Origin of the sequence: Bradyrhizobium sp. ISRA464 (genome assembly GCF_029910095.1) — a bacterium.
Taxonomy (GTDB): domain Bacteria; phylum Pseudomonadota; class Alphaproteobacteria; order Rhizobiales; family Xanthobacteraceae; genus Bradyrhizobium.
In genome coordinates this window covers 7,552,000-7,572,115 of record NZ_CP094526.1, presented here as the reverse complement: position 1 = coordinate 7,572,115, position 20,116 = coordinate 7,552,000, and the positions used below count along the sequence as shown (strand labels likewise).

General features: G+C 61.1%; 17 protein-coding genes. 11 read left to right on the top strand and 6 right to left on the bottom strand.

The annotated features are described in order from the left end of the window. The first annotated feature begins 34 nt into the window (after positions 1 to 34). The 8 genes from MTX19_RS35025 to MTX19_RS34990 all read left to right on the top strand — a co-directional run bounded on the left by MTX19_RS35025 (position 35) and on the right by MTX19_RS34990 (position 8,111). Positions 35 to 859 carry a hypothetical protein gene (locus tag MTX19_RS35025; protein ID WP_280981277.1) on the top strand — a complete coding sequence of 275 codons (825 nt, stop codon included), beginning with the start codon at positions 35 to 37 and terminating at the stop codon, positions 857 to 859. Positions 860 to 1,242: 383 nt separating this feature from the next. After that, a complete protein-coding gene (locus MTX19_RS35020; RefSeq protein ID WP_280981276.1) occupies positions 1,243 to 1,542 on the top strand; it encodes a DUF2282 domain-containing protein in 300 nt (99 codons plus the stop codon). A 46-nt stretch (positions 1,543 to 1,588) separates the two neighbouring features. Beyond that, on the top strand, positions 1,589 to 2,500 hold the full coding sequence (locus MTX19_RS35015; RefSeq protein WP_280981275.1) for a DUF692 domain-containing protein: 912 nt from the start codon (positions 1,589 to 1,591) through the stop codon (positions 2,498 to 2,500). After that, on the top strand, positions 2,487 to 3,281 hold the full coding sequence (locus MTX19_RS35010) for a DNA-binding domain-containing protein (RefSeq protein WP_280981274.1): 795 nt from the start codon (positions 2,487 to 2,489) through the stop codon (positions 3,279 to 3,281). Before MTX19_RS35015 ends, MTX19_RS35010 begins: the two co-directional genes overlap by 14 nt. Continuing rightward, positions 3,268 to 3,780 carry a DoxX family protein gene (locus MTX19_RS35005; protein WP_280981273.1) on the top strand — a complete coding sequence of 171 codons (513 nt, stop codon included), beginning with the start codon at positions 3,268 to 3,270 and terminating at the stop codon, positions 3,778 to 3,780. The genes MTX19_RS35010 and MTX19_RS35005 overlap by 14 nt, the downstream gene beginning before the upstream one ends. A gap of 303 nt (positions 3,781 to 4,083) precedes the next feature. Further along, a complete protein-coding gene (locus MTX19_RS35000) occupies positions 4,084 to 5,757 on the top strand; it encodes a GMC family oxidoreductase N-terminal domain-containing protein (RefSeq protein WP_280981272.1) in 1,674 nt (557 codons plus the stop codon). Between the two features lie 33 nt (positions 5,758 to 5,790). Continuing rightward, entirely contained in the window at positions 5,791 to 7,380 is a 1,590-nt protein-coding gene (locus tag MTX19_RS34995; protein WP_280981271.1) for a GMC oxidoreductase, read from the top strand. A gap of 215 nt (positions 7,381 to 7,595) precedes the next feature. Beyond that, positions 7,596 to 8,111: a DNA starvation/stationary phase protection protein gene (locus MTX19_RS34990; RefSeq protein ID WP_280981270.1), complete on the top strand. Its 516-nt coding sequence runs from the start codon at positions 7,596 to 7,598 to the stop codon at positions 8,109 to 8,111. Between the two features lie 241 nt (positions 8,112 to 8,352). Here the strand turns inward: MTX19_RS34990 and MTX19_RS34985 are convergent, their stop codons facing one another. Beyond that, positions 8,353 to 8,616: a hypothetical protein gene (locus MTX19_RS34985; protein ID WP_280981269.1), complete on the bottom strand. Its 264-nt coding sequence runs from the start codon at positions 8,614 to 8,616 to the stop codon at positions 8,353 to 8,355. Between the two features lie 35 nt (positions 8,617 to 8,651). Between MTX19_RS34985 and MTX19_RS34980 the strand changes: the two genes are divergently transcribed. Continuing rightward, positions 8,652 to 9,881: a DUF3095 domain-containing protein gene (locus MTX19_RS34980; protein WP_280981268.1), complete on the top strand. Its 1,230-nt coding sequence runs from the start codon at positions 8,652 to 8,654 to the stop codon at positions 9,879 to 9,881. A gap of 94 nt (positions 9,882 to 9,975) precedes the next feature. Here MTX19_RS34980 and MTX19_RS34975 read toward each other — a convergent pair whose 3' ends face one another. The 5 genes from MTX19_RS34975 to MTX19_RS34955 all read right to left on the bottom strand — a co-directional run bounded on the left by MTX19_RS34975 (position 9,976) and on the right by MTX19_RS34955 (position 17,951). Then, complete coding sequence (locus MTX19_RS34975; RefSeq protein ID WP_280981267.1) at positions 9,976 to 10,887, bottom strand: AraC family transcriptional regulator; 912 nt, start codon at positions 10,885 to 10,887, stop codon at positions 9,976 to 9,978. A 655-nt stretch (positions 10,888 to 11,542) separates the two neighbouring features. After that, complete coding sequence (locus tag MTX19_RS34970) at positions 11,543 to 13,750, bottom strand: xanthine dehydrogenase family protein molybdopterin-binding subunit (RefSeq protein ID WP_280981266.1); 2,208 nt, start codon at positions 13,748 to 13,750, stop codon at positions 11,543 to 11,545. Between the two features lie 4 nt (positions 13,751 to 13,754). Beyond that, on the bottom strand, positions 13,755 to 14,210 hold the full coding sequence (locus MTX19_RS34965; protein WP_280981265.1) for a (2Fe-2S)-binding protein: 456 nt from the start codon (positions 14,208 to 14,210) through the stop codon (positions 13,755 to 13,757). A 582-nt stretch (positions 14,211 to 14,792) separates the two neighbouring features. Continuing rightward, a complete protein-coding gene (locus tag MTX19_RS34960) occupies positions 14,793 to 16,391 on the bottom strand; it encodes an OprO/OprP family phosphate-selective porin (RefSeq protein ID WP_280981264.1) in 1,599 nt (532 codons plus the stop codon). Between the two features lie 582 nt (positions 16,392 to 16,973). Next, positions 16,974 to 17,951, bottom strand: a complete 978-nt coding sequence (locus MTX19_RS34955) for a LysR family transcriptional regulator (protein WP_280981263.1) — start codon at positions 17,949 to 17,951, stop codon at positions 16,974 to 16,976. A gap of 231 nt (positions 17,952 to 18,182) precedes the next feature. On the opposite strand from MTX19_RS34955, the gene MTX19_RS34950 reads away from it, so the two are divergent. Both MTX19_RS34950 and MTX19_RS34945 read left to right on the top strand, forming a co-directional pair. After that, positions 18,183 to 19,409, top strand: coding sequence for an ABC transporter substrate-binding protein (locus tag MTX19_RS34950; RefSeq protein ID WP_280985697.1), 1,227 nt, complete (start codon positions 18,183 to 18,185; stop codon positions 19,407 to 19,409). Beyond that, complete coding sequence (locus MTX19_RS34945; protein ID WP_280985696.1) at positions 19,385 to 20,113, top strand: nitroreductase; 729 nt, start codon at positions 19,385 to 19,387, stop codon at positions 20,111 to 20,113. Before MTX19_RS34950 ends, MTX19_RS34945 begins: the two co-directional genes overlap by 25 nt. Positions 20,114 to 20,116 lie beyond the last annotated feature (3 nt).

Here is a 20,116-nt window from a genome sequence, read left to right as displayed (position 1 = left end):
CCAGCGCTATCTGGACGGGCTCCTAGCGTTCGTCGTGCCGTTTCTCGCGCTCGCGCTCGCTTGGCGGCCCGACGCCGATCCAGCGGCGCGGCGGCTCGCCTATGCCGGCGTGACGACCCCAACGCTCTTTGTCTTTCTTGGCGTCGTTCAGGTCCTGATTCATAGCCCCATCCCAGACGAACTCGTGTGGTGCGTGCTTTGGCTCGCAATCGCGATTTGGTCACAGACCGCCGGCAATCCCGCGGCTGCAGCGCGGCCGGCTGTGGGGCGCTGGCGCATTGTCCACGGAACGACGGCGGCGGTCTTGTACCTATACGTGGCGTTCCATCTAGCCAATCACTTGTTTGGGTTGATCGGCCCCGACGCGCATGCGGCCGTCATGAGGATCGGCCGCGCAGTCTACCGGTCTGGCGTAGGTGAACCGCTGTTGGTCGCGGCCATGCTTTTCCAGATCGGCACTGGTCTGTTTCTGGCATGGCGTTGGAGTGCCGCCCCGCAGGATTTCCATCGGACATTTCAGGTCGGCTCGGGGGCCTACCTCTCGCTGTACATCCTCGGGCATATGAACTCGGTATTCATCTACGCTCGAAGCTTTCTCGGTATACCGACCGATTGGAATTTCGCGATCGGAGCCCCGGCCGGGCTCATTCATGACGCATGGAATATCCGCCTCTTGCCTCACTACGCGCTCGGAGTATTTTTTGTGCTGAGCCACCTTGCGTCTGGCTTGCGGGTGGTGCTGATCGCGCATGGCGTCAATCAACGCGCCGCAAATAGTCTTTGGGGCGCGGGTGTCGCAATAAGCGTCGTTATCTCGGCCGCGATCATCGCGGGTATGTGCGGGGTTCGGATCAGCTAGGCGACGGCGGCCCGGGTGGACACGCGGCCCGCAAGGATGAACGCGGCCACCAACACGGCGTCAAACGCTTAGAATCGTTCACTGCCAGCACTTTTCGTTATGCCTGCCGACGCAGCTCGCGCGCGACCTGCAGCTTCTCGGCGAAATCTGGATCGAGGCACGTGGAAATTCGCTGATCCGCCATCTCGTCTCAGACAATGAAGAAAACAAAACGGCGGTTTCGAGGTGCGATGCGGCTGGTGACCTTCCTCGCTATGGCATCACGCCGCGCTTCGATCGACAATAACGATCGTCTATCAACTCTATGGCGAGAGGTGATTTCCGTAGCAGGCCTTGCAAGGCCACTCTCCGGGCGCGATTAAACCCCCCCTGTGGAGAGATTAATGAAGACGATGATCAGTTCACTCGTGCTCGCTGGCGCCGTGTCGACCGCGCTCGCGACCGTCGCCGCCGCCGCTCCCCTGAGCAAGGCGGAAACCGATGCTGCGATCGCCGCCAAGAAGGAGAAGTGCTTCGGCGTTGCGCTGAAGGGCCAAAACGATTGCGCCGCGGGTCCCGGAACGACGTGCCAGGGCACTTCGACCGTCGACTTCCAGAGCAACGCGTGGAAGTTCGTACGGGGTGGCACCTGCACCAGCATTCAGCTGCCGAACGGCAAGACTGGCTCGCTTAAGCCGGTCTAGACCGCGCAGCCGGGGCGACGAGTAATCAGGAAGGCGGAGAGACGGCATGAACGCGGCGATCGCCCCAACCGCGGTGGACGACATGCCTCTTCGCTTTCCCGCGTTTTCAGTTGACGGGCTTGCCGGGACCAGCTTCAAGCATGAGCATTTCGCCGTGATTCTTGCGGAAGGCGTATGGAGCGGCTTCTTCGAGGTTCACGCGGAGAATTATATGGGCGCCGGCGGCGCGCCGCATCGCGTGCTAGAGGCCATGCGCCGCGACCATCCTATATCGCTGCACGGCGTCTGCATGTCGATCGGCGGTCCGCAGCCGCTCGACAAGACGCATCTTGCGCGCTTCCGCCATCTGGTCGAGCGCTACGAGCCCGCGCTGATCTCGGAACATCTCGCCTGGTCAACACACGAGACCACGTTCTATAACGACCTGCTGCCCTTGCCCTATACGGGAGCGACGCTCGCGCGGGTTTGCGATCATATCGACGAGATACAGGAGGCGATCCGCCGGCCGCTGCTGCTGGAAAACCCGTCGACTTATGTTGCTTTTCGCCAGTCGACCATGAGCGAGACGGACTTCATCCGCGCCGTCTCGCGCCGCACCGGGTGCGGTCTTCTGCTCGACATCAACAACGTGCTCGTGTCCGCCACCAATCACGGCTTCGCCGCCCGCGACTATCTCGCCGACTTCCCGCTCTCGGCTGTCGGAGAGATTCATCTCGCCGGTCATGCCGAGCAGGCCGATGACGAGGGCGCGCCGCTCCTGATCGACAGCCATGACGGGCCGGTCGCCGACGCCGTATGGAAGCTGTACGAGACCATCATCGCGGGCTGCGGCCCGATTCCGACCCTGATCGAATGGGACAGCAAGATTCCGGATTGGCCGAATCTGAGGGCGGAAGCGGCGGCGGCGCAATCGATCCTCGACCGCCATCAGCGAGACGTCCGTCATGCAGTCACTTGAGCAGGAATCGTTGTGCTATGCGGCGGCCTTCGCATCGGCGTTGGTGAATCCTCGGCGCCCGACGCCCACGATTGTCAGTGGTCCCGCGGGGAAGGGCGCAGTCAGGCGCTACAACGTCTATCGCAACAACGTGACGGTCAGCTTGATTGATGCGCTGGCCGCAATCTTCCCCGCGGTCCAGCGGATTACCGGAGTCGAATTCTTCCGCGCCATGGCGCGTCAACATGTCCGTGCCACGCCGCCGACTTCGCCGCTGCTGCTTGACTACGGCCGCGACTTTCCGGCTCTGATCGAAAGTTACGAGTACGCACAGGCCATGCCGTGGCTCGCCGACGTCGCGCGGATCGAGCGCGCCTGGCTTGATGCCTATCACGCGGCAGACGCCGAGCCGCTCGCGGTTGACGCACTGGCGGCGATCCCGCCCGAACGGCTGGTGGAGGCGGTATTCGTCGCGCATCCGGCCACGCGGATCATGCGCTCGTCCTTCTCGGCGGTCACAATATTTGCCGCCAATCGCGGCGAGGGCACGTCAGGTCAGATTAATGCGAGCGTACCCGAAGATGCGCTGATCACGCGCCCCGATACCGACGTTGTCGTCCGGCATCTGCCCGACGATGCCGCGGCGTTCCTGACGAGCCTAACGGCCGGACGCCCGCTCGGCGAGGCCGCTGCATCGGCACTGCGATCTTCGGCGTCTTTCGACCTTGCCGCCAACATCGCCGGCCTGATCCAGGCGGGCGCTTTCGTTTCAGTTGCTCCGGAGAAACATGTTGGTCATTGATCGGCATATCAGCGCCGGTTTCCTCCGGCTCGGTCTCCGCGTCGACAAGGCCGAGCGCCAGGTTCAGGCAATCGCGTTGCCGTCCTTCGTGCAGTTCGTGATGCGCGCAGCGCTGGCGGCGCCGTTCTGGAAGTCCGGCATCCTGAAATGGGCTAGTTTTTTCAAGCTCAGCGACACCGCGGTGACGTTATTCACTGGCGAGTTCATGTTGCATTTGCCGGGCGGCCCCTATCATTTTCCGGTGCCGACGGTGATGGCATTCCTCTCCGGCTGCGGCGAGGTCATGTTTCCGATGGCGCTGGTGCTCGGCTTCGGCACCCGCTTCGCCGCACTCGGGCTGTTGTTCATGACACTGATCGTAGAGCTCACCGTGCCCGACGGCTGGCCGATCCATCTTACCTGGGCTGCAATGGCGCTCGGTATCATGGCGTGGGGACCAGGACGGATTTCCGTCGATCACTGGCTTAAGAGGGGGGCCATTGAATCTCGTGAACGATAGCGAAGGAATCAGCGAAGCAATGCTCCTGGACGTATGGAGCTTCGTTGATCGCCATCTCGTCTCAGGCAATTGAAGAAAATAAAACCTCGGTTTCGAGGTGCGATGTGGCGGCTAGTGGCATTCCTCGATACGGCATCATGCGGCGCGGCGAGCGACGATAACGATCTTCTATCGACTCCATGGCGAGAGGTGATTTCCCTCGCCGACGTGGCAAGTTCACTCTCCAAAAGCAAGGGTCCAATGATCTCTAGATCAGGCGCCGCGATGGCGTTCCGTCGGCTACGAGCGTTGATTGAACGATAAATGATGCGGAAGAGAAAGAAGCTGATGTCTCCAGAGGGGTACGACATTGTGATTGTCGGCGCTGGCGCGGCCGGCTGCGTCGTTGCGAGTTATCTCGCCGAACACACCGATGCGTCGATCGCGCTGATCGAAGCGGGCGACACGGATACCGATCCGCTCATCCACATTCCCGCAGGCTTCGCCAAAATACTGGCCCACGACCGGCATGTCTGGAAATACGAGACGGTGCCCCAGCACGGCACCAAGCGAGCATATCGCTCAGGCAAGGTACTCGGCGGCGGCTCCTCGATCAACGCGATGGCCTACGTCCGCGGTCAAAGACGCGACTACGCGGCGTGGCAGGACGCGGTCGGTGACACCGGCAAATGGTCTTATGAAGACCTGCTTCCCGTCTTTAAGGCGCAGGAACACAACGATGCTTTCCACGACAAATATCACGGCATCGGCGGCGGCCTGGCGGTGCAGCAGCCCAAGGGCATCAACGAGCTGAATCAATACTGCCTTAAAGCCTTCCAGGAGTATGGGCTTCCCTATAATCCCGACTATAACGGCGAGAGCCAAATCGGCGTCTCGCCGGTGCAGTCAACAGTCGGACATCAGCGGCGGTGCAGCGCGGTCGACGCGTATCTGCGTCCGCATCTGGAGTCCGGCCGAGTGGCCCTTATCACGGGCAAGACTGTCATCCGCGTTCTCATCGAGAACAAGCGGGCTGTCGGCGTCGAACTCGTGGATAGCGAGATGATCATGGCCGGCGAGGTTGTGCTGTCGGCCGGGTCCGTCAATAGCCCGACGATCCTCATGCACTCGGGTATCGGTCCGGCCGAGCAGCTTCGCCAGCACGGCATCGCGGTGATCGTCGAATCTCCGGAGGTGGGCGAAAATCTCCACGACCACGCGATCGTGCCGGTCCGCGCCTACGTGAAGGGCGATCTGGGCTACCAGGCTGCCGCGCACGGCCTCGGCAGCGTCAAGGCGGGCCTGCGCTACTTTGTGACCAAGGACGGCCCCGCTGCGGGCAACGGTATCGAGACGGTTTCCCACTGGAATCCGTCCGACTTCTCCGCCGACCCCACGATCCAATGTTATCACGTGCCTATCATCGCGACCGGCGGAGTCAGCCCGACTGGGAACCGCTCCGGCGTCACTTTCGAACTCGTGGTGCTTCAGCCCAAGAGCCGTGGCTGGGTACGGTTGACCGACGGCAACCCGACGTCGATGCCGCTCATCAACCCGAACTTCATGGGCGAGGACGAAGACTTGAGAGCCGCGGTGGAATCAGTGCGCGCGGTCCGCAAGGTTATGGCGCAGGAGTCGTTGGCGCCGGTGATCGAGGAAGAAATAGATCCCGGCCCGCATATCGAATCGGACGCAGAGATCGGCGAATGGGTGAAGCGCGCCGTGACGACGATGTTTCACCCGGTCGGCACCTGCCGGATGGGCCAGGATGCGCAAGCGGTAGTTGACGCGAGGCTCAGGGTCCGCGGGGTCAACGGCCTCCGGGTGATCGACGCCTCTATCATGCCGAACATCACCAGCGGCAATACCAACGCCCCGACCCAGGCGCTCGCGCGCCACGCCACGGCGATGATGGTCGAGGATCTGAACGGACCTACCGAGCTCTCGCGCAAAACGGTGAGTGCGCACTCATCTGCGCCAGCTCCGGTTGTTGGTTGAACGATACAAATAGTTCGATAGAGACAGACACTGATGTCCCAGGAAGCATATGATATTGTCATTGTTGGCGCGGGGGCGGCCGGCTGCGTCGTTGCGAGTTATCTCGCCGAACACACCGATGCGTCGATCGCGCTGATCGAAGCGGGCGACATGGATCGCGATCCATTCATCCACATTCCCGCCGGCTTCGCTAATATACTGGTTCACGACCGGCATGTCTGGAAATACGAGACGATTCCTCAGCACGGCACTAAGCGAGCATATCGCTCAGGCAAGGTGCTCGGCGGTGGCTCGTCGATCAACGCGATGTGCTACGTCCGCGGTCAGATACGCGACTACGCCGCGTGGCAGGACGCTGTCGGCGATACCGGAAAATGGTCGTACGAAGACCTGCTTCCCGTCTTCATGGCGCAGGAACGCAACGACACCTTCCACGACGCATATCACGGTATCAATGGTGGTCTGGCGGTCCAGTTGCCCAAGGGCATCAACAAGCTGAATCAGTGTTGCCTGAAGGCCTTCCAGGAATATGGCGTCCCGTACAATCCGGACTATAACGGCGAGAGCCAGATCGGCGTGTCGCCGGTGCAATCGACGGTCGGAGATTCGCGGCGGTGCAGCGCGGTCGACGCTTACCTGCGTCCGCACCTCGCCTCCGGCCGCGTGACGCTGCTCACCGGCAAGACCGTCGTTCGGATCCTCGTCGAGAACAAGCGGGCCGTTGGCGTCGAGCTCATGGACAACGAGATGATCATGGCTGGCGAAGTTGTGCTGTCTGCCGGCGCCGTCCATAGCCCGAAAATCCTCATGCACTCGGGCATCGGCCCAGCAGAGCAGCTTCGCCAGCATGGCATCGCGGTGATCGTGGATTCTCAGGAGGTGGGCGAGAATCTCCATGACCATCCGATGGTGCCGGTCCGCGCCTACGTAAAGGGCGATCTCGGTTACCAGGCTGCCGCGCACGGCCTCGGCACCGTGAAGGCGGGCTTGCGTTACCTCATCACCAAGGATGGCCCCGCGGCGGGCAATGGCATCGAGACAGTTAGCCACTGGAATCCATCCGACTTCACCGCCGACCCCACGATCCAATGCTATCACTCTCCGGTCGTTTTGAACGAACAACTCGGCCCGGCAGGCGACCGCTCGGGCGTCACCTTCGAAACGGTGGTGCTTCAGCCCAAGAGCCGCGGCTGGGTGCGGCTGGCCGACAGCGAACCGACGTCAATGCCCCTCATCAACCCGAACTTCATGGGCGAGGAGGAAGACTTGAGGGCCGCGGTGGAATCGGTGCGCGCGGTCCGCAAGGTTATGGCACAAGAGTCATTGGCGTCGGTGATCGAGGAAGAGATGGATCCCGGCCCGCATATCCAGTCAGACGCCGAGATCAGCCAATGGGTGAAGCGTGTGGTGACGACCATGTGGCACCCGGTCGGCACGTGCCGGATGGGCCGGGACGCGCGAGCGGTGGTCGATGCAAGGCTCAGGGTCCGCGGGGTCGACGGCCTCCGGGTGATCGACGCCTCGATCATGCCGAACATCACCAGCGGCAACACCAACGCCCCGACCCAAGCGCTTGCGCGCCACGCCACGGCGATGCTGGTCGAGGATTTGAAGCGGACCTAGGGAGTTCCGGCCGGCGACAGCGATGGCCGCGGTCTCCCGCCAATGCCGGTCGGGGGGAGCGGCGCGGAAGGCATCTGAGCTCTTGTCGGAAGGATAGTCGGGTGGAGTGCTCGTGATCGTGACCCACTGCCACCAGGGCACGGTTTCGCAAACCTGCTTGTTCAGAGCCATTCCCCGGCTAACAGCAAGACTGCATCAACAAGAAAGGGATCAAAATGAGTCTAGAAGATGCGAGAAAGCGCCGCGAGGCACCGCTCGACACGCCGACCAATCTCGGCTCCAATGCCACCAAGGATATTTCGGCCGCCCTCACGGCGCTTCTGGCAGACGTGTTCGCGCTTTACGTCAAGACCAAGAACTTCCATTGGCACATATCAGGCCCGCATTTCCGGGATTATCACCTCCTTCTCGACGAGCAGGCCGAGCAGATCTTCGCGATGACGGACGAAATCGCCGAAAGAGCCCGCAAGATCGGCGGCACAACAATCCGCTCGATCGGCCACATCGCCAGGGTGAAGCATATCGGGGACAATGATGCGGATTTCGTCACACCCGAAGACATGCTGGCCGAGCTGAAGGAAGACAATTTGGCGCTCACCCAGCGCATGCGTCAGGCCCACAATGTCTGCGACGAGCATGGCGAGGTCGCCACAGCCAGCCTGATCGAAAACTGGATCGACGAAGCGGAACGTCGCACATGGTTCCTGTTTGAGACGACCAGGAGAGCTTAACCCGATCGCACGCCAACTCGCGAATCTCGGTGACCGCCTACGTTCTCTGCAGGAAATCTCCCTGCTGAAGGACAGAGGAGACGTTAATCCTGTTGGGCTTTGACCTTAGACACGTTCTGTTGGATTGGCAGTTTGGCGAACGCCGCCCCTTAACGCCGTGAAGGATTCAATCGGAGCGCCCACAGGGAAGCCCGTGGAGCAGAACCGCTCAAAGTCGAGGAACGCTGAAGGGTGGACGATGTCAAGGATCGCGTGTGACGCTCGAATCAAGCTGTTCACTGTCCACTCGCCCGATTTGTTCCTCAGTATTGAGGCGCAAGTTCACGTTCCAGCGTTTCAGGCCACTGCTTCCGCAGTCCGCCGCCAGAGCGGCGTGGCGGCGCCGTGCTAACCGCGAATCCAAATTGTGCGTCCAGTCGTCCGTCGGGATCGCGGTGGCATAGCGCCGATGGGTAGTGCGCGCTACGTCATGCTCGAAGCGTGTGTCGCTGAGGTAGTGGCCCACTCTGAGCTCCGACGACGACCGAAGGGAGAGAGCACATGACGGCGGATGGATCAGAGCCAGCTTTCGAAGTCGGTCTTTTCCGGGTAAAGATTGACCAAGAGGCCAAGGGCGACCGCTTCTATGAGGCGCTTGTGCCCTTCGACTCTTTTGATGACGTAGTGCGGCGAGATCGGTATCGCCCTCTACCTAATGACTGGATCATCGCCGTTACGGATGTCAGCCAGTCGACTGAAGCTATTGAACAAGGACGGTACCGCGAGGTGAATACGGCCGGTGCGGCGGTTCTTGCTGCCGTCAGCAATGCACTACCCGACCTACAGTTTCCGTCCACGTTCGGAGGAGATGGCGCGAGCTTCGCCGCGCCCGGCGCCCATTCGTCCATCATCAAGGATACGTTGGCAAGAACCGCCGCTTGGGCTGAAGACGCATTGGGTCTCACGTTGCGCATTGCGGTCATTCCTATCGCGGACATTCGCGCTCAGCAGTTGGACGTTCTGGTGGCCCGCTTCGCGCCCTCTTCGAATGTCACCTACGCGATGTTCGCCGGCGGAGGACTTGCCTGGGCCGAGCGCGAACTCAAGCAAGGGGGCTACACTGTCCCGCGCGCGCCCATAGGAGTAACGGCTGACCTTACAGGTCTTTCGTGCCGATTCGCGCCGATCAGTACCAAGCGCGGCGTTATCTTGTCTCTTATCGTCGTTCCGCGCCATGATCCGACTTCATTCGTGGAACTCATACAGGAGCTCCTGCGGACGCTCCGTTCAGATGAACCCGGCCTACATCCATTGCCTGCCGAAGGCCCGCAGCCCGCATGGACCGGCGACCGTCTTGATCATGCCATCAAGAAAGGCAGCCGGAAGATGCCCTTTGCGGCTTGGGCTGCGAAGTGCTTGCGCGCTGTTCCGGCGCGGGTGGGCACCCTACTGGGAATCCCTGTTGGTGGCTTTCATGAAGCTAAGTTCCGACAAGAGCTTGTGGAGAATACAGACTACCGAAAATTCGATGACGGCCTACGTATGACAGTGGACTGCTCATCCGAGCTCGCTGACGTCGTAGACGCACGCTTGGAAGAGGCTCAGCGACGAGGCGCATGTTTTTTTGGAACCCATCGACAGTTGGCTGCAAATCTTACGTGCTTTGTCCCATCACCCACGCGAGCTAATCACGTGCACTTCGTTGACGGTGCTTCCGGGGGTTACGCCTTCGCCGCGGCCAACTTGAAGCGAAATGTTGCGAGCGGCGTCGGTAAACAAGGAGTGCTTTGACCGGACACGTCCAATCTACCAGACACTCCATCTAGGATGCTTAGGGTATCCATTGTAGAGTGCATAGATTCTACCATCAGATCACACGTCGTTCTTAGATATCCTTCTGGGCTTTGCCCTCCTTCGCTATCCGCCGATAGTCGCTCGGATCTCGATTGTACGCCTTTCGAAAAGCTCGCACAAAACTTGAACGGCTCTCGTACCCCGCATTATGAGCAATGACGTCGATCGACATCGTCGTTGTCGTCAAATTGATCGCAGCCTGGCGCATTCTCAAGTCTCGCAGGACGACCATTGGGGATTGTCCAAAGATGTCCGAGAATCGCGCCATGAACGCCGAACGACTCAATCCTGCACTATGTGCCAAGCTTTGAACTGAATGGGCGGCTCCTGGCCGCGCCACCATATCTGCAAAAGCACGAGTGACCTGCCTGTCGGCAAGTATCGAGAATCGCTCAGTCCAACGCTGGGATGACCTGAGGGACCGTCGCACCAATGAGACAACAATTTGCTTGAGCAGAGATGCTGTCATGGCTCCAACGCCAACCTCTTGCTGTAGCAGCTCGTCCATAGCCTCGCGAAGCTTCAGATCGATCTTGTCCGCTGGCTCGAACTGCTCGATCACTGGTTCGCGGAGTTCTCCGAACAGCCTCACAGACTGACCAAAGGATGCATTAAAAAAGCCGCATATCTGAACGATTTCGGGTTTCTCATTCGGCACTGCGACGCGGAGAATGCCGTCTTGACGAGTCCAGCAGTCTCTCGAAACGAGCTTCGGTGGGCCACTTCCACCGTCGACCTCGATCGTGAATGGAGTGTTTGGCGGCACGATAATGAGCAAATGAGGGCTCAACGGCATCTCGGGTCCGCCATTGATCGATATGCGACCCACGCCACTCAAGTTGTAGTGGATCCCGGGTGCGTCAATCATTCCCATTTCGACTCTATGACCGTGCGGCACAAGAATCTCAGTCAGCGCGATGACATCGATGTCGAGCGCCTGCATCAAGTTGTCGAGGTCCGTTGTAGACAATTTGACAGTGGAGCCCGTGGCCAGCGAAACGTTCTGCCCGAAGAGAGCCTGTGTTGGAACCGCTTTCGAAGTGTGCATGACTGTAGTAGCCCTTTACTGCTCGGCTATCGGTGCCGATAGTGCTCCGAAGCCCGTTCTCCGAAGATCAGCGAGGGCGTCGCCATGCTCGTTCGCGCCACTGACTGACCGTCTTCCCGAACCCAAATGGTGCAATCATGATCAGAACACCGTAGTATGGAAGTGAAATTCTTGCAGATCAATCCTGAGCCGCCTTCAGATCGAAGCTGACAACAATAAGGTTTTCGACGCCCTCACGCAGCGTGCTGCGGGCAAGCCACAAAGTTGTACTGAGCCACTTCGTCTCTCGCCAATCGAGTCTCGCGACGTCTCGAGACGAAATTGGGGCACTGAACGGACCAGGTCGTGGTTCGCTTGCCGGCACTATCTAGGGAGCCCACATTGCAGCTTCGAAGCGGATCGAGTTTACAACCCGAGACGGCGTCCTTCTGAGAGGCGAGTTTTTCCGAGCGGAGACGACGAACGCTCCCATAGCCGTTATGCTCGGGGGCTTTAGTCCCGGACCGTCATCTCGTGCGCGCTGCGACGCGCGCGGGATGACAGGCAAGGACTAAGACGACGACTTCAGCGAATTTGTATCGATTGGCAGGCTGCGCACACGCTTGCCGGTCGCAGCGAAGATCGCATTGGTGACCGCCGCACTGACAATAGCTGTCGGAGCTTCACCAATGCCACCTGGAGCTTCTGCGTTCTTGATCAAGTGCGTCTCCACCAGCGGCACCTCGTCGATACGCATCGGCAGATACGTGTCGAAATTGCTCTGCTCGACGCGTCCATCCTTGAAGGTGATCGAGCCATGGAGCGCGGCGGTCAGCCCGAAAAGCGTTCCACCCTGAACCTGTGCTTCGATCGTATCGGGATTGACGTACATGCCGCAATCAATCACACAGACGATCCGCTTGACTTTGACAGAGCCGTCGGGCGCCACTTCGACCTCGGCGACCTGCGACGTGTAGCTTCCGTATGCGAATTGTACCGAAATCCCGCGGCCATGCCGCGCGGGAAGTGGGGATCCCCACCCTGCTTTTTCCGCGGCAAGCGACAGAACAGCAAGCGCTCGCGGATTATGGCCAAGCAATCCCGTGCGATAAGCGACGGGATCCTGCTTCGCGGCATGCGCGAGCTCATCTATGAAGCTTTCGACCACAAAAACATTGTGAGTCGGCCCGACACCGCGCCACCAAGACGTCCGGACACCAGGGGCCTCGACCCGGACAAAGTCAACGCGGATATTGGGCAGTGAATAGGGCGGCTCGGCCGCCGCTTCTACGGCATCGGGGTCCAATCCGTCCTTGAAGTAAGGGGGATAATAGCGAGCCATGACTGAGGAGCCGGCGATCCGATGCGTCCAGGCAATCGGCTCGCCGGCCGCATCAAGTCCGGCCGACAGCCGATCGAGATAGTACGGCCGATACATATCGTGCTGGATGTCTTCCTCCCGGCTCCAGATCACCTTCACCGGGCCATCTACGTGCTTGGCAATCTTGACGGCGAGGATCGTGCCATCAGCTTCCAGCCTTCGGCCGAAACCGCCGCCAATCAGATGATTGTGAATTTTGATCGCATCCTTTGGCAGGCCCGTGAGTTCGGCCACCTGCGACTGCGTGATCGTAGGCGCCTGTGTCCCGACCCAAATGTCGCAACGATCCTTCTGCAGATGAACGGTACAGTTCATCGGCTCCATCGCCGCATGGGCCAGGAAAGGCACTTGATAGATGGCGTCAACCCTTTGCGCTGCCTCCGCAAGTGCCTTCCGCACATCACCGACGTTACGGGCAATAGCCCCCGGCTTTTTGGAGTCCTCCTCCAACTGCTTGACGATATCGGCGTTGCTGACTTTGCCGTTCGGCCCGTCGTCCCACGTGATGTTGGCGGCCTCGAGCCCCTTCTTCGCCGCACCCATGTGATCCGCTACGATGGCAACAGCTTCATCGATATTGACCACTTGCCGAACGCCCTTCACTGCCAGCGCGGCCGTCTCGTCCATCGTTTTCGTTTTTCCGCCGAGCACGGGCGAAATAGCAACCGCCGCAATCTTCATACCCGGCAGTCGCGTATCGATGCCGTAGAGCGCGCGCCCATCTACCTTTATTGCTGAATCCACGCGCTTAGCACGCGTGCCGATCAGGGTGAAATCCTTTGGATCCTTCAATTTGACGTTTGCCGCAGGCGGTACTGGCAATTTCGCCGCGGCCTTCGCAAGTTCGCCGTAGCTCAGATGCTTCGAGCCTGATGCATCGAACACGACGCCGTCCTTGGCGCGGCAAGTCGCCGGATCGACATTCCAGCGCTTTGCGGCTGCCGCGATCAGCAGACTACGACCCACTGCCCCTGCCTGACGCAGTGGTGTCCAGAAGGCACGGACAGAGGCGGAACCACCTGTATTTTGAATGCCTATGATCGAGTTGACGTAAAGCGCATGATTTGGCGGCGCATGCTGAACCTGAATCTGATCAAGCTTCACTTCCAGTTCTTCAGCGAGAAGCATCGAGAGCGACGTGTAAACCCCCTGTCCCATCTCGATCATCGGAATGACCAGGGTCACGGCGCCGGTTGGATTGATCCGTATAAATCCGTTCGGCGCGAAAGTACCCGTGACCTCGTTTTCGACCACCTGCGAAGCGGGCGCCGCGAAGACAGACTTCGTGCTTGCACCGGTTAGCGCAAAACCAAGCAGCAAACCTGTGCCCTGAAGAAAGGCGCGCCGCGACATCGCTGTTTCATCGGCAATCTGCTCCCTCAGAATAAGCCCATCCATGATCTCAAACTCCTGCAGCGTGCTTGATCGCAGCGCGGATGCGGTGATAGGTGCCGCATCGGCAGACATTGCCCGACATGGCGGCGTCGATGTCGTCATCCGTCGGCTTCGGCGTGTTCTTCAGCAGCGCCGCCGCCGACATGATCTGGCCGGACTGGCAGTAGCCGCACTGCACCACCTCCAGCTCCAGCCACGCCTTCTGCAAGGCCGCGCCCTGTGGCGCCTGGCCGATCGCCTCGATCGTGGTGACCGCGCCGTCGCCGACGCTGTCGACCGGCGTCTGGCAGGAGCGGACCGGCTGGCCGTCGAGATGCACGGTGCAGGCGCCGCACAGCGCCTGGCCGCAGCCGAACTTGGTCCCGGTCATGCCGAGCACGTCGCGTAGCACCCACAAAAGCGGAATGTCGCCGTCGACATCGACCTCATGGGGTGTGCCGTTGATCTTCAACGTGAAAGCCATGGATGCCTCTTGAGCGCGTTGGGAGCGAACGATGAGCCGACGAATACCCACTCATTGAGGTTATTCGCAGGATCAAGTCAGCCGATGCGGTAGATTCAGCGCATCTTCTTCTGCGACAATGCACCCATTGATCGCAGCGCGGGACGAAGTTTTCCAATAAACGGCAGATATAATTTCTATAGGAGCGGGGAATACTGCTGCGACAGTCGTCTCTGCCATTCGTAAATCGACGCAAGTTGCGCAGGCCGCGGCGGCATCACGCCGAGCAGTGCGGTAATAACGACCGTTCATCGAGTTCATGGCGAGAGGTGATTTCCTTCGCCGGAGTTTGGCCGCCATGGCGGCGGCTGTGGAGATCATCCGCAACCCCGGAAGCGAGTGGGCGTTCCGTTGCAGTCGTCGATCTAACGGGGGTGCTCCACGTTTGGCAATCCAAGTGCATTTTTGCGAGCTCGGAATGCAAACCGAAGGTCGACCAGGGAGCACCCGTCTTTGAGACCTGTCCTAAACACGATGCGTCCTCGCTCTGCGGAGCGCCGACGCTGTCATGCCGGCGTCCAGTCGTCCGACAGGTTCCGGGCGTTAGAACGTCACTTGGGTCCGCATGGCCACGGCGTCGAATCTTGCGCCGGCGTCGCCACCATTGACGGCGCTGATCTGCTTTGTGATGTCGCCGTGCAAGTAGTCCAGCATGAAGCGGACGTTGCCGTTGACGTACCAGTTGAGCGCAAGTGTGTAGACGGTCTGCCGCCCACCGGCGATGCCGGTCCGGGTTGCAAGCTGGTCGTTGAGGTCGATCGTCGAGAAGCGTCCCGCGATCTCCCACGCGCCCCAGCCGCCGCCGTCGAGCGAGAACGGATGCGCCGGCTTGACACCGTTGTAGGCGGCGCTCGCCGCGTTGTATGTCCGGCTCTCACCCGTCAGCACGTAGCCGGCCTGGGCATAGCCTCCCTGGAATTTCACGCTCGGCAAGCCGGTCGGCAGGATGCTGGTGTTCGCACCGCGATCGACATTGTACCAGAAGTACTCGCCCTGCAGGATGAGAGGTCCATAGGTCGCCGCCGCTTCGACGCTGTAGACCTGCGCGCCGGACGCATTGGCGATCGCGCCGGTGGAGACCAGCGTGGTCGGATCGAGGCGCAATTCCGGTCGATCGCTCAGCGTGAGCGTCTGTGTATTCGCGACCGGATTGCGCGGCGGCTGGATCAGCCACTCCGCATCAGCACCGAGATGGATCGAGTAATCCTTGCCGCTGACGACTTGGCCCGCGACGCGGCCGACTGCGCCATATTGCTCGGAGGTACCGGCCGGCGACCCGCTCGAGGCGGAATGGATCGCGCCGGTCGACGGGCCCGTGACATAACCGCCGATCCAGAGCACGTCGTTGTACCAGCGCGTGCCAGCCGCGGAGCGGAAGTCGCCGGCAGCTGTGTTGACCGCGATGACCTGGGCGGACGAGCGCTCCATGAACAGGATGTCGTTGGAGCTCGTGGCTTCATCGAGCGTGTAGGGAACGTCCATGATGCCGGCCTCGATGGCCATCTTACCGCCGAACGGCTTGAGGCCCGTGTAGCTCAGGTAAGCATTCTCGACGCCCGACACGCCGCCGCCCGGTAGGGAGCCGGCCGCCGCGCCGCCAAAGCCGTCGGACGTGCCTCCGAAGTCGTAAATGAGCGCGTAGTTCCAGTCGCCGAAGAACTTGCCGACGATGCCAATGCGCGCGCGGCGCAAGTTCTCGCCGCTGTCGAGCTTCTGCGGCGACGTCGCGGCGGCGTTGGGGTGGTAGTCGTAGCCGCCCAAGTCCCAGTGCACGCGACTGGTAATGGCAATGCAATTCGCGTTGTCCGCGGTGCAGATCGTCGGTCGGTTGTTCGGCATCGTCATCAGGACGTTGGAGGGCGCGACCGGCCCCTTGCGCGGCATAGCCGCATTGCTGCTTGCGACCCGCGCGGCCTTTACGTCCGCTGCCCTCGCGTTGGCGTTCGCGGCGGCCGCGGCGACGGCATTGGCGTTGCCTTGCTTCTGAAGCTTGTTGAGCTTCTCCTCCATCACGCGCACCTGCTGCTTTAGCGCCGCGATCTCCTCGTTGTTCCCCGCGGACTGCGCGTAAGCCGGGCCCATACCAGCGGATAACGCCGTTGCGCTGAGCGCGGCGATTCCAACTGACCTCAACGACGTCATCGAAGTTCTCCAAATACTGCCGCCCCCGTTCGCCGAAGGATTCGGCTCCGGCTAATGGCGGCAGTTTAGGGCGAGGGCCCGCGCGGGTTAGAGTCCACGCGTGGTTATCAGTTGGATAACTGGTCGTTATTGATGCCTTGGAAAATCCTTCGCAATCGAAGCCACGCGAGCGCAAGGCGTTCGTTGCGTAACATCGATGCCGAAAGACGCACCTCTGAGGGACCAGGCTGACCCCCTGCTACGAGTACTGATCCGACTCGCAGCCATGGCGCGGCGCTTCACTGATGCGAACGAACTGCTGAATGACCTCCTGGACCGTCAAAGGCGGGGTCGCAAGCCCAATCACGCATCCGGACTACGACGGGTTTCCGCGCCGAGCGAGAGACGTTGGATCGCCCTTGTTCATCAATTATCTACTGATCCGTGCAGGAATTCGAGTTTCCGGCAGCGTGCGGTGTTTCGAAGTCGCTTTTGTCCGCAACGATAGATATCGGCTAGTCAAGCTCGGCGCCATTGGCTCGGGCACCATGGCCGCGCGATAAAGCGCCGGCCGGTGATTGCGGCTGAGGTGTAGTCGGCAAACTAACGCCCGCGCCTGAGTTCTTCGGTCGCGCGCCGAAGCACCTCGTGCAGCCATTCGTGTGACGGCTCGTCCTCGACGCGTTCGTGCCACAGCATCCGCACCTCCACGGGCGTCGTGCTGTAGGGCAGTTCATGGGTCGTGATCGCATGCGCTTGCTCGAGCACGCGCGCCAGCGGCCGCGGAACGATGGCCGCCAGTTCGGAATCGACCAGCAGCGCGGGCAAGGCAAGGAAATGCGGCAGCGAAACCGCGATCCGCGGCGGCCGGTCGCTGTCGGACAGCGCCCGTTCAAGCGCGGGGCGGTCGTACATCTCCGAACGTCTGGCGAGCCCGCGTTCGGAGATGTAGCCGCCGATCGCGCCTTCCTGCCCTCCGCCAAAGGAGACAACAACCAGCGGCAAGGTCGCAAGCTTTGCCTTGTCGAGCCGGCCAAGCTTGCGCTTTCTGCCGACGATCAACACGTCGTCATATTCGAACAGCAGTGCCGTGCGAAGGCGGTTCGGCGGCGACGAGAACACGCCGATGGCGACGTCGATGCGGCCGAGGTCGATCTGCTCGGCAAGATCGATCCGCGTCACCGGCTTGATCGTGAGGTCGATCGCCGGAGCCTCCCGGCTCAATATCTTCAACAGCGGCGGCGCCAGCACCATCGTCGTGAAATCGTTGGCCGCGAGCGTGAACGGCTTGGTCGAGACCGCCGGAACGAAGGTCGGCAGTTCGACCGCAGCCTCCAGCGATCGCAGCGCCTGGCGAACCTGCGGGGCCATCGTCAACGCGCGCGCCGTCGGCTGCATGCCGGTGGCAGTGCGGACGAACAGTTCGTCATCCAGCATCTCGCGCAGCCGCGCGAGCGAGTGGCTGACGGCGGACTGGCTCAGCGCGACTTTCTGGCTGGCCCGCAGCACGCTGCGCTCCTCCATGACCGCGTCGAACACCTTGAGCAGGTTCAGGTCCAGGGTTTTGAAGGAAACCGACACGCTGAGGGTCTCGTCTGGTGCGGATCGTGCGCCTTGGCAAGATTGGGCGATCGCGTGCAGTTAAGGCCAAGCGTTCGCCGAATGCAACTGATCGGATTCGACAACAGCGCATTGCCGTGCCGTCACCACCGGCCATCTGAAGCCGGTTCAAGATCACCCTGCAAGACTTTCACTTCCGCAACGCGCCGTTCTGGCCAAGATTACCGCCACGGGGTTGGGAGGAGGAAAACGATGAAGGCCTGGGTGAGATTGGCTCGAAGCGGCGCATATAAATCGTTCGGACTGGCTCTGACACTCGTGACGGTGGCGACGTCGGCGATTGCACAGAACGGGCCGATCAGGCTCGGCGTGCTGACCGACATGTCGTCGCTCTACGCCGACAATGGCGGCCAGGGTTCGGTCGTTGCGGCGCAGATGGCGGTTGACGATTTCAAGGGCAAGGTGCTCGGACGCCCGATCGAGATCGTCGCCGGCGATCACCAGAACAAGGCGGATATCGGCTCGGCGATTGCTCGGCGTTGGCTGGAGAACGAGAATGTCGAGGCCATCCTCGACGTCCCGAATTCTGCGGTCGCGCTGGCAGTGCAGGGTATCACGCGCGACAAGAAGAAGCTGTTTCTCGCCACCGGCGCGGCGACGTCCCGATTGACCGGCGACGAGTGCTCGCCGACCGGCATCCATTGGACCTACGATACCTATGCGCTGTCGCAGGGGACGACGAAGGCGATTTCGCGCCTCGGCGCCAAGTCCTGGTTCTTCGTTTCGGCCGATTATTCGCTCGGCGCGCAGCTCGAGGCCGACAGCCGCAAGGTGGATGCCATGGGCGGCAAGGTCATCGGCGCGGTCAAGCATCCAATCAATACGCCCGATTTCTCGTCGTTCCTGCTGCAGGCGCAAGCCTCCAAAGCGGACGTGATCGCGCTCGCCGACGCCGGCGGCGATTTCATCAACGCGGTGAAGCAGGCGGGCGAGTTCGGCGTGACGCGCGGGCAAAAGCTTGCCGGCCTGATCGTCTTCATCGCCGATATTCACGGCCTCGGGCTGCAGAGCGCGCAAGGCCTGATGCTCAGTTCGGCGTTCTACTGGGACCTCAATGATGAAACGCGCGCGTGGTCGAAGCGCTTCATCGAAAAGACCAAGAAGGTGCCCACCATGATCCATGCCGGCACCTATGGTGCGGTCATGCACTATCTCAAGGCGATCGCTGCCGCCAATACGCTGGACGGACCGGCCGTTGCTGCCAAGATGCGCGAATTGCCGGTGAACGATTTCATGACCCGTAACGGCAAGATCCGTCCGGACGGCCGGCTGGTCCGCGACATGTATCTCTTCCGCGTCAAATCTCCGGAGGAGTCGAAGTACCAGTTCGACTACTACCAGCTGCTGGCCGCCATCCCGGGAGATGAGGCCTTCAGACCGATGGAGGACAGCGGATGCCCGCTTGTGGAGAAGCCGTGATCGACCGCGGCGTGGCGTGTGGAGCTCCGCGCAATCCGATCGATGAAGTGATCGCTGCCCGTCTCTCGTGCCGTGAGTTCTCCGGCAGTCCGGTCTCACGCTCGACCATCGAGCAAATCCTGCGCGTGGCGCGGTTTGCGCCGAGTGGCGCAAACATTCAGCCCTGGCACGTCTACGTGCTGGCGGGCGCCGCCAAGGCCGAGGTGTCGGCTGCGCTTCTGCACGCGTATGAGAAGGAGCCGAACGAGCACGTCTCCGAATATCAATACTACGCCAGCGAGTTTCCCGAGCCGTATCTTGGTCGTCGCCAGGAGTTCGGGCGATTGTTCTATGGCTCGCTCGGAATCGCGCAGAGCGACGGTGCGGCGAGGAGCAGGCAGACCGCAAAGAACTTCGCGTTCTTCGGTGCACCGGTTGGATTGATCGTTACAATCGATCGCCGCCTGGCGATGGGAAGCTGGCTCGATCTCGGCATGTTCATCCAGAACGTGATGCTGGCAGCGGTGGGACGAGGGCTGCAATCCTGTCCGCAGGAAACCTTCGCCAGGTACCACCGAATACTGCGTCCGCTGTTGTCGATCCCTGCCGAGCAAATGGTGGCCTGCGGGATTTCGATGGGTCACCCCAAGGAGCAGGCGAGGGAGCGGCTGATGCCCCGCGCAGATGTGGAGGCGTTCGCCTCCTTCAAGGGTTTCGAGGAATAGAAC